The 3,011-nt window shown below is 67.4% G+C and carries 4 protein-coding genes and 1 rRNA gene; 4 read left to right on the forward strand and 1 reads right to left on the reverse strand.

Translation table 11 applies throughout. The features are described from left to right. Positions 1–147: 147 nt before the first annotated feature. The 4 genes from rrf (at position 148) to RJ05_RS05575 (ending at position 2,357) form a co-directional block, all read left to right on the forward strand. Positions 148–264, forward strand: a 5S ribosomal RNA gene (gene rrf, locus RJ05_RS05560). 494 nt (positions 265–758) lie between these two features. Beyond that, positions 759–1,325, forward strand: coding sequence for a hypothetical protein (locus RJ05_RS05565; protein WP_036533851.1), 567 nt, complete (start codon positions 759–761; stop codon positions 1,323–1,325). Between the two features lie 48 nt (positions 1,326–1,373). Then, positions 1,374–2,048: an endonuclease NucS gene (gene nucS, locus RJ05_RS05570; RefSeq protein WP_036533853.1), complete on the forward strand. Its 675-nt coding sequence runs from the start codon at positions 1,374–1,376 to the stop codon at positions 2,046–2,048. A gap of 9 nt (positions 2,049–2,057) precedes the next feature. Then, on the forward strand, positions 2,058–2,357 hold the full coding sequence (locus RJ05_RS05575; protein ID WP_014349418.1) for an Rv1322 family protein: 300 nt from the start codon (positions 2,058–2,060) through the stop codon (positions 2,355–2,357). Positions 2,358–2,372: 15 nt separating this feature from the next. Here the strand turns inward: RJ05_RS05575 and RJ05_RS31295 are convergent. Further along, the coding region (locus RJ05_RS31295; RefSeq protein WP_036533856.1) for an MmyB family transcriptional regulator at positions 2,373–3,011 on the reverse strand (639 nt) is incomplete at its 5' end.

The following is a 3,011-nucleotide window of genomic DNA, read 5'->3' on the forward strand; positions in this document are numbered from 1 at the left end:
GGTAGGGGCTGCCGCCCCTACAGGCCCGGCGTGGAGGATCGGTGGGGGCCCGGCCCCCACACCCCCGACTTTGTCAGGGGTTTTCCGGGGACCAGGTCCCAGGAAAAGAGATCCTCCCGAACACGGAGTGTGACAGTTTCATAGAGTTACGGCGGCTATAGCGGTGGGGAAACGCCCGGTCCCATTCCGAACCCGGAAGCTAAGGCCACCTGCGCCGATGGTACTGCACTCGACAGGGTGTGGGAGAGTAGGACACCGCCGGAACATCCTTTCACGAAAGCCCCCGACCACGGTCGGGGGCTTTCGTCGTTTCCAGGGTTTATCGATAGGGTGGGCGGGCCGGCGAATTCGAGTCAGCTTGGAAGCGAGGGGGATTCGTGACGAACCCGTATGACGGCAGCAGGAATGGGGATCCGATCGGGTTGTCGAAGGAGCCGGCTGCGGCGGGTCGTTCCGACGCCGGCGCGGGGCATCCGAATCAGCAGCGGAACGATCCTGGTCCCACAGTTGTCGTGAACCCGGCGTCAGGCGCCGGCTATCCTCCCGCCGCACCTGGTTATGGGCATCCATCGCCTCCGTACGGCGTTCCGCCGGCGGGCCCGGGTGCCGGGTACCCCGGCGGTCATCCGGTGGCGCCGTATGCGGCTGCGCCCTATGGGTATTCGGCTCCGCCGCCGAGCCACCCGGTGCCGCCCCCTGGCTACGGGATGACGCCCGGATATGCGCCGAGGCCTGCTCCGAGTCGCACGCCGAAGTGGTTGATCATCTCGGCGATCGGTGTGGTCGTCGTGTTGGGCGGCGCGCTTATCGGGCTGCGTGTGCTCGTATCGATCAAGAGCAGCGAGAACGATTCCGGGCCGCTGGCCTATCCGGCCGTCGGCACCTGCATCGACCATCACGGTGGCGATGTCATGCACGAATCCATACCGGCTCTGGACTGCGCCAATCCGGCTGCGACGAAGAAGATCGTGGCCTCGGAGATCGTCACCGACACCGATCGAGAGGTCGAGTGCACCGATATCCAGAGCCTGATCATCACGACCGGAGAGCATCACGGTGACATCGTCACCGCGCACTCGTGCGCGGCGCCCAACGTGATCATCGGGCACTGCTACCAAGCATCGATCCGCGATTACACCTATGACCCGGCGTGCACCGACGGCTCCGCGCGGTTCGACCGCATCGTCCGCGGTGTGCAGGACACCGAGGTATGTGAGGTGCCCACCGAGGATGTCGGCCGCCGCATGGACATGATCCTGATCGGCAAATTCCATTTCGTTCACAAAGAGGAGAACGCGACCTACTGTTTCGCCCTGCCGAACTGACCGTAGCCCGCTCGAGCCGGAGTAAGTCCGCCGCCTACACTCGTCCCGGTGCGCCTCGTGATTGCTCGCTGTCAGGTCGACTACGTCGGTCGGCTCACCGCTCATCTTCCGATGGCCAAGAGGCTGTTGCTGATGAAAGCGGACGGGTCGGTGCTGGTGCATTCCGACGGTGGGTCCTATAAGCCGCTGAACTGGATGAGCCCGCCCTGCTGGATGGAGGAGCGCGACGGCGACGGTGCGGGCGCGCTGTGGGTGGTCACCAACAAGGCCGGCGAGGAACTGCGGATCACCATCGAGGAGATCGAGCACGACTCCAAGCATGAGCTCGGCGTGGACCCGGGCCTGGTGAAAGACGGTGTGGAGGCCCATCTTCAGGAGCTGCTGGCCGAGCATGTGCAAACGCTCGGCCCCGGCTACACCCTGATCCGGCGCGAGTACATGACGGCGATCGGCCCGGTGGACCTGCTGTGCCGCGACGCCGACGGCGCGACGGTCGCGGTGGAGATCAAGCGGCGCGGGGAGATCGACGGCGTCGAACAGCTCACCCGCTACCTCGAACTGCTCAACCGCGATCCGCTGCTGGCTCCGGTCGCGGGGGTGTTCGCGGCCCAGCAGATCAAGCCGCAGGCGCGCACGCTCGCCGAGGACCGTGGAATCCGGTGCCTGACGCTGGATTACGACGCCCTGCGCGGCACGGAGAGCAACGAGTTCCGGCTCTTCTAAGCTGGAATCATGCCTCGCCGTAAACCGCGTCCAGCGCGCCGGACGGATGCGCCGTCCGAGCGCCCGCTGGGCGATGTGTTCGGGCGTACCGAACCCGGGCCCGGCGACGAGATGTACGTGGTGCGCACCATCCCTGGCACGCGCGCGGTGAAGACCTATCGGTGTCCGGGGTGCGACCACGAGATCATGCCCGGTGTCGCGCATATCGTCGCGTGGCCGGCCTATGGCGGCGAGGACGACCGCAGGCACTGGCATCGCGGCTGCTGGAACGGCAGGCGGACGCGAGGCATCACGCGGCGCTGGTCCTGAAGCGACCGATCGCGCTCAACGCCGTGCCGCGCGCAGACGCAGGATGTGCGCGGTCTGCTCGTCGGCGGGCAGGAAGGCCTCGAGCTGGAGTTCGGCGACGGTGACGTCGGTGGCGGTGGCGAACGAGGTGAGCGTGGTGATCAGGCGCAGCTCGCCGTCCACGCTGCGCAGGTGCAGTGGGACGGCGAAGCCGAGATGGCCGGGGCCGGGAGTGGCGGCGGGCAGGTAGCCCGACAGTTCCGTGATCAGGGCCTCGACAGCGGGGTCGGGGGTGCGGGCCGCGCGGCTGCGCAAGGAGTCGACGATATGCCTGCCCCATTCCGGCAGGTTGATGACGCGGGGTGCGACGCCGTCGGGGTGCAGGGCCAACCGCAGGACATTGATCGGTGCGCGTAGCAGGTGGTCGGCGACGCCCTCGGTGAACAGGTCGAACGCGGCGTTGGCGGTGACCAGCTCGCCGCGTGGGCGTGCGACGAGCGCCGGGTAGGGCAGGTGCCCATCGAGGACCGCGGCCAGCGCCTCGCGGATCGGCGCCAATTCGGGTGCGGCCAGATCGCTTTCCGGGAACACCGGCGCGAAACCGGCGGACAGCAGCAGGTTGTTGCGATCACGCAGGGGCAGCTCGAGCGATTCGGCCAGGCGGACGACCATGGT

Source organism: Nocardia cyriacigeorgica NBRC 100375, assembly GCF_000308555.1.
GTDB lineage: Bacteria > Actinomycetota > Actinomycetes > Mycobacteriales > Mycobacteriaceae > Nocardia > Nocardia cyriacigeorgica.